This window comes from Streptomyces sp. NPDC000151, assembly GCF_040301705.1.
Taxonomy (GTDB): domain Bacteria; phylum Actinomycetota; class Actinomycetes; order Streptomycetales; family Streptomycetaceae; genus Streptomyces.
Genome location: NZ_JBEPFC010000240.1, coordinates 1 through 6,318 on the forward strand (window position 1 = coordinate 1; position 6,318 = coordinate 6,318).

At 73.9% G+C, this 6,318-nt stretch carries 6 protein-coding genes and 1 riboswitch; of the genes, 2 read left to right on the plus strand and 4 right to left on the minus strand.

What is annotated here, in order from left to right; genetic code table 11:
* The 4 genes from ABT381_RS34580 to ABT381_RS34595 form a co-directional block, all read right to left on the minus strand.
* Positions 1-814, minus strand: an 814-nt coding sequence (locus ABT381_RS34580) for a cobalamin biosynthesis protein (protein ID WP_351601682.1), incomplete at its 3' end; no start/stop codon positions are given.
* 137 nt (positions 815-951) lie between these two features.
* Positions 952-1,150, minus strand: a riboswitch (cobalamin riboswitch).
* A 155-nt stretch (positions 1,151-1,305) separates the two neighbouring features.
* A complete protein-coding gene (locus ABT381_RS34585) occupies positions 1,306-1,554 on the minus strand; it encodes a hypothetical protein (RefSeq protein WP_351601684.1) in 249 nt (82 codons plus the stop codon).
* Between the two features lie 31 nt (positions 1,555-1,585).
* Positions 1,586-2,833 carry an inorganic phosphate transporter gene (locus tag ABT381_RS34590; protein WP_351601687.1) on the minus strand — a complete coding sequence of 416 codons (1,248 nt, stop codon included), beginning with the start codon at positions 2,831-2,833 and terminating at the stop codon, positions 1,586-1,588.
* Positions 2,834-3,015: 182 nt separating this feature from the next.
* Entirely contained in the window at positions 3,016-3,792 is a 777-nt protein-coding gene (locus ABT381_RS34595; RefSeq protein ID WP_351601690.1) for a lysozyme, read from the minus strand.
* A gap of 215 nt (positions 3,793-4,007) precedes the next feature.
* Between ABT381_RS34595 and ABT381_RS34600 the strand changes: the two genes are divergently transcribed.
* Together ABT381_RS34600 and ABT381_RS34605 are read left to right on the plus strand one after the other, a co-directional pair.
* Complete coding sequence (locus ABT381_RS34600) at positions 4,008-4,679, plus strand: class II aldolase/adducin family protein (protein WP_351601693.1); 672 nt, start codon at positions 4,008-4,010, stop codon at positions 4,677-4,679.
* Positions 4,680-4,786: 107 nt separating this feature from the next.
* Positions 4,787-5,914: an alpha/beta hydrolase gene (locus ABT381_RS34605; RefSeq protein ID WP_351601696.1), complete on the plus strand. Its 1,128-nt coding sequence runs from the start codon at positions 4,787-4,789 to the stop codon at positions 5,912-5,914.
* Positions 5,915-6,318 lie beyond the last annotated feature (404 nt).

Sequence of the window (6,318 nt, forward strand, 5' to 3'; positions counted from 1 at the left end):
GCACCGGCCGGTGCTCGACCCGCCCCGCGTAGGCGAGCGTGCCGCCCAGCCGTACGCCGAGCGCGCCCGCGAACGAGGCTTCCACCGGGCCCGCGTTGGGGCTCGGGTGCCGCTTTCCGTCGGCCCGCCAGGCGCGCCACGCGCCGCGCGGGTCGGGCCCGGCGACGGTGGCCAGTGCGGCGGTCAGCCGGGCGCCGGGCCAGCCCGCCACGTCGTCCAGCCGGGCCGAGGCCCAGCCGTACCGGCGGTAGCGCGCCGACTTGTGCCCCACCATCGCGTCGAGCGTGTTGACGGCACGGAAGGCGACCAGCCCCGGAACGCCGCCCACGGCGCCCCAGACCAGCGCGCCCACCACCGCGTCGGAGGTGTTCTCGGCGACGGACTCCACCACCGCGCGGGCCATCTGCGGCCCGTCCAGTGCCTGCGGGTCGCGGCCGCACAGGTGCGGCAGCCGCTCGCGCGCCACGTCCAGATCGCCGGCCTCCAGCGCGCTCCCGATGGCGCGCGCCTCCCGGCCCAGCGTCGTACCGCCCAGCACGGCCCAGGTGGCGGCGGCGGTCAGCGCGATGCGGGCGGGGGCGCAGTTGCGTACGGCACGGGAGAGCAGCGCGGCGCCCACGGCGGCCCCGCCGGCGCACAGCGCGGTGTGCGCCGCTCCGTATCCGCGGTGGTCGCGCCACAGCCCGCGCTCCACGGCGCCCGCGGCCCGCCCGAAGGCGGCCACCGGGTGGCCGCGGCGGGGATCGCCCACGGCCAGGTCGCCGAGAAAGCCCAGAGCCGCGCCGCACGCATAGGTGGCGTGTTCGGCACGCATCGTCGGATCAGCCCGCCGTCGTGCCTCGGAGGGACGGCCGTACGCGGTCGCGTACCGGGCGTACGGCGCAGGAAGGCAGGGGTCTCGGCTCGGGGCCCGGCATGGCGTGTGTCCTCACTCAGGGTCCGCGCCCTGGCTCGACGTGACGGGCGACGAGAGTCTCCTGGCTCCCGGATCGGCGCTGCCCCCGGCCTTCCAGCCCGTGTCTGCGGCGGGCCGTGGCCTCTTCTGGAGGAGCGCTCCCCGGTGACAGTGGCGGGACCGCGCCGGATTCTCACCGGACTTCCTCATCTGTCGCCGAATGGCACCGGGCAGTCCACCACGTGCCGCGAATGCCCGTCAACTCACCCTTGACCTGCGACGCGGGCGTATGGCAGAGCATGTGGCCGACACCACAGGCCGGGCGCCGGGGAAGCGGGCGGACGACGAAGGCGCCCGGTGCCGCGGAAGGAACCGCGGCGCCGGGCGCCTTCAGGTGCTGCGTGAGTGCCTCAGCCGGTGACGATCAGGAAGATGCCGTAGCCGACGGCCGCGAGGCAGAGCGCGAAGCAGGCGTAGCCGCCGGTGCGGGCCGCGGCGGAGGAGCCGCCGCCGACGGCCGCCGCGGCGGCCGCCTCGCCCTCCTGGCGGGGCTTGCGGGACGTGCCCACGATGCCCAGGGTGAACAGGCCCACCATCCCGACGGTCACCACGAGGGTGGTGCCGAAGACCTGGCCGAGTGCCGCCCAGTCGATGTTCATGGCGTGAGTTCCTTAACGCGAGCGCCCGGCGTCAGCGGACGGCCGAGGCGGCGGGGGAGCGGGAGGCGGACGGGGACTGCGCCGGGATGCCGTCGATGGAGCCGGCGCCGGCCGTGGTCGCGCCCGCGGGCGGCGGGGTGACGGTCTGCAGCGCGGCGGTGACGACACCGGCCGGCTCGACGTCGTTGACGTTGCTGTGGTCCACCGGCTTGCGGCGGGAGGCGGCCCAGATGGCGCCGCAGACCGCGAGGCCGAGGACGGCGACGGCGGTGACGCCCCAGGTGCCCTGGCCGGCCAGGAAGGCCGCGCCCGCGGCCACCAGCGCGGCGGCCGGCAGCGTCAGGCCCCAGGCGATCACCATCCGGCCCGCCGTGGACCAGCGGACCACGCCGCCCTTGCGGCCGAGGCCGGAGCCCATGACCGCACCGGAGCAGACCTGGGTGGTGGAGAGCGCGAAGCCGAGGTGCGAGGAGGCGAGGATGGTCACCGCCGCGCCGGTCTGGGCGGCGAAGCCCTGCGGCGGCTGGATGTCGGTGATCCCCTTGCCCATCGTGCGGATGATCCGCCAGCCGCCCAGGTACGTGCCGAGCGCGATGGCGAGACCGGCCGAGGCGATGACCCACAGGGGCGGGTCGGCGTGCGGGGCGACCACACCGCCGGTGATCAGCGCCAGGGTGATGACACCCATCGTCTTCTGGGCGTCGTTGGTGCCGTGCGCGAGGGAGACCAGGGCGGCCGAGGCGATCTGCCCGGCGCGGTAGCCCTTGGCGGTGTCCTCGTCGGCGCGGTTGCGGGCCAGCCGGTACGTGAGCCGGGTGGCGGCCGTCGCGGCGATGCCCGCGACGATCGGCGCGGCCACGGCCGGGATGAGGACCTTCATGACGACCGCGTCGGCGTTGACCCCGCCGATGCCGACGGACACCAGGGTCGCGCCGATCAGGCCGCCGAAGAGGGCGTGCGAGGAGCTGGAGGGGAGGCCGGCGAGCCACGTCAGCAGGTTCCAGACGATCGCGCCCACCAGGCCGGCGAAGATCACTTCGGGCCGGATGCCGGCGCCTTCGTCGATGATGCCCCCGGAGATGGTCTTGGCCACCTCGACGGAGAGGAACGCGCCGACGAGGTTCAGCGCCGCCGACATCGCCACCGCGACTTTGGGCTTGAGGGCCCCCGTGGAGATGGTGGTGGCCATGGCGTTGGCCGTGTCGTGGAAGCCGTTCGTGAAGTCGAACACCAAGGCCGTGACGATCACGATCCCGATGAGAAGCGTGATGTGTTCCATTCACCCAGGCAATCAGTTCGATGGTCAGTGACGCGAACGACCGTAGGGAGGGTGGGTGAACGGAAGATGAACGACAACGGGCCTGGTGGTGACGCCCCCGCCGATTTCGTGCGGAGGCGCCTCACCGGTCACTCGGGGTTCATCCAGAGGTGTACAGAACGTGCTTTGCGTCGAGGCGCTTCCTAGCCCGCGGCGAACCTGCGGAGCTGGTCGAACGAGCCGTTCCAGGCGTTCTGGTCGCCCGGCAGCGCGCCCTTGTTGGAGTACTGCCAGATGCTGAGGAAGTCCCAGCCCTTCGGCAGCTTGCCGGGCTGCCCGTGCCAGGATGCCAGCCACAGCGGGTGGCTCTTCGCGAAGGCGCCGCTGCCGCCGGTGCAGGTGTTCCACCAGCGCGTGGTCGTGTAGATCACCGGCCGGCGCCCGGTCTGCCGCTTGATCTCGTCGCTGAAGCTCCAGATCCAGCGGACCATCTTCTTCTTGCTCACGCCGTAGCACTTGTGCTTCTTGCTGTACGGGTTGTGCTCGATGTCCAGGGCCGGCGGCAGCGTCCGGCCGCCCGCCGTCCACCGGCCGCCGTGGCTGAGCAAGTACCGGGCCTGTGCGGCGCCGGAGGACTCGTCCGGCACCGCGAAGTGGTACGCGCCGTGCAGCAGGCCGGCCTTGCGCGCGCCGCCGTACTGCCTGTCGAAGTAGGGGTTGGTGTAGGAGGTCGATTCGGTGGCCTTGACGTAGACGAACCGCGCGCCGTTCGCCCGGGCTTCCGGCCAGTCGACGTTCTTCTGGTGCGAGGAGACGTCGTGGCCGTGCGGTACGCCGGACGCCGCCGAGGGGCTCGCGGCGGCGAGTTCGGTGAGTGCGGCGCCGGCCAGTGCGGCCAGCGTCAGGGCGGTTGCGGTGGCGGCGGTGGTCAGGCGGGGCAGTAAGGCCGGTGAGTGGTCACCTTTGTGGTCACGAGCCATGGTTCCCCCCGGATGGCGACGTGCATGACAAATCACCCAGAGACTATTGGATGATCCCGAGATGGCGGCGACCTCCGGCCAATCACCGGTTACCACTGAGATATCCCGGTTTGGGGGATACCGGAGGGGAATGGTCCGCCTTACAGTGCCGCGGCTGCGCGGGGGGCGGCCGGTACGGTGCGGAGCCCAGGTACGTCAGGAGGGAGTGGGGCGGGATGGCGGAGCGGGAGCCGGGACCGGTGCGAGAGGTGGCGGAGGCGTGGGACGCGCTGGTGGCCGCGGCGCGGCGCACGGTGGCCGACGGACTGGTGGTCGGCACGTCGGGGAACGTGTCGGTGCGCGCCGGCGGACTGGTGCTCGTCACGCCCAGCGGCGTCCCGTACGACCGGCTCGGGCCGGACGACCTGGTGGCCGTGGACCCGGCGGACGGGCGGCAGGTGGCGGGCGCGCTGCGGCCGACGAGCGAGCTGCCGATGCACCTCGCGGTGTACCGCCACACCAGTGCCACCGCTGTCGTCCACACCCACGCGGTGCACGCCACCGCTGTCTCCACCCTGGTCCCCGAACTCCCGCCGGTGCACTACATGACCGCGGCCCTCGGCGGCACCGTCCGGGTTGCCTCATATGCGACGTACGGCAGTCAGGAGTTGGCCGACAACATGCTGCACGCGCTGCGCGGCCGCACGGGCGTGCTGCTGCAGAACCACGGCACCCTCACCTACGGCGACACCCTCGACCAGGCGTACGACCGTACGGCGCAGCTGGAGTGGATGTGCCGGCTGTGGCTGACCGCCGCGTCCGTCCCCGGCCACACGCCGTCCCTGCTCTCCGAAGGCCAGCTCGCCGAGGCGGGCGAGCGGCTGCGGGGGTACGGGCAGCAGGGCTGAGGGCCGGGTGCGCTTCCGGGGCGCGGCGGGCCGCGGATGGCCGGGTCCGTCACCCGGCCGGAGCGGCCCACTGGCCAGGCGCGGCCCGGGTCCCCAGACTGGGGAGGGTGCGCCTGGGTACCGCGGCGGCAGCGGCCGTCACCACCGTGATCGGTACCGGAGCGGCCGCGTTGGCGGCCGGCCGGTATGCCAGCGACGTCGCTCTGAAACCCACTCCCGACCGGCCGTTCCCCGGCGACGGGCGGCTGACGGTGCACGGCACCACGGGGGACCGGGTCACGCTCACCCGCAGCCTGTCCGCGCTGCGGCCCGGCCGGTACGGCCTGACGGGCCGCGGCTGCCACGCGGTGATCGGCCCGGTGTGCGACGGCGAGCCGCACGCGGCCGACACGGTCGTCCGGCGCCTGGAGCGGATCACCCACGGGGCCCTCGCGCGCGGCACCCGTATGCGGCTGACCCCGCAGGTGTACATCGGCAGCCCCTCCGACGCGCTCGGCCTGGAGTGCGCCGACGTGGACGTGCCCGGCGAACTGGGCGCGCTGCCCACGTGGTTCGTGCCGGGCGAGCGGGAGACCTGGGTCATCGCCGTGCACGGCCTCGGCACGACACGGGAGCACCCGATGGTCGTGATGCCGTTCCTGCAACGCCATCACTTCCCGGTGCTGGCCCCGGCGTACCGCAACGACCTGGGCGCGCCGCGCACCGCTGACGGCATCGGGCACCTCGGGGACGCCGAGTGGCGCGACGTGGACGCGGTGATCCGGTACGCCCTGCGGTACGGCGCCCGCCGGGTGATCCTGCACGGCTGGTCCACCGGCGCGACGATGGCGCTGCACGCCGCGGCGCACTCCGCGCTGCGCGACCGGATCGCCGGGCTGGTGCTGGACTCGCCGGTACTGGACTGGCGCGCGACGGTACGGGCGCTGGCGGCGGCCCACCGTGTGCCGCGCCCCGTGCTGCCGCTGGCGGTGCGGGCCGCCGAGGGGAGCACGGGCCTGCACTCCGACCGGCTGGCAGAGGCGCGCGACCCGGCGCTGCTCTCCGTACCGACGCTGATCTTCCACGGGCCCGGCGACACCATCGCCCCCTGGGCGGCCTCCCGCCGCCTGAAGGCGGCGCGGCCCGACCTGGTCAGCCTGCACACCGTCAGGGACGCCCCGCACGGGGCCATGTGGAACGCCGGGCCCGACGAGTACGAGGAGTCGCTGCGGCGGTTTCTGACGCCGTTGATGTAACCGCCCTTGAGCAGCGGTAGCGGGTAGCGGCCGGCCGGTCGTCCCGGTGCGCAGGTCATGTGGCACGGGGGGGCCGGGGGCCTGGCACGGGGTGCCGCGAGGAAGGGGGCGATCATGGGCGGATCGGGCACGAGCGGACCTTCCGAAGAACGCAATCCGCATTCCGATTGGGTTTTCGGGCCCACAAGAGCAAGACTGCTCCTGTGACGTCCCGTACTCCGCGCGACTCCCGGCTCCGCCTCGTCCCCAGACAACCGATCGCCGCCGCCCGCCGTGCGGTGAGCACCCGGACCGCCAGGCCCGCGACGCGGCCGCCCGAGGGCACTCCGCCGCCCGCCGAGCTGGCCCGGATGGCGCGCAGCGGACTGGCGGGCGCCGTCCGGGTGGCCCGCTGGGCCGACCGC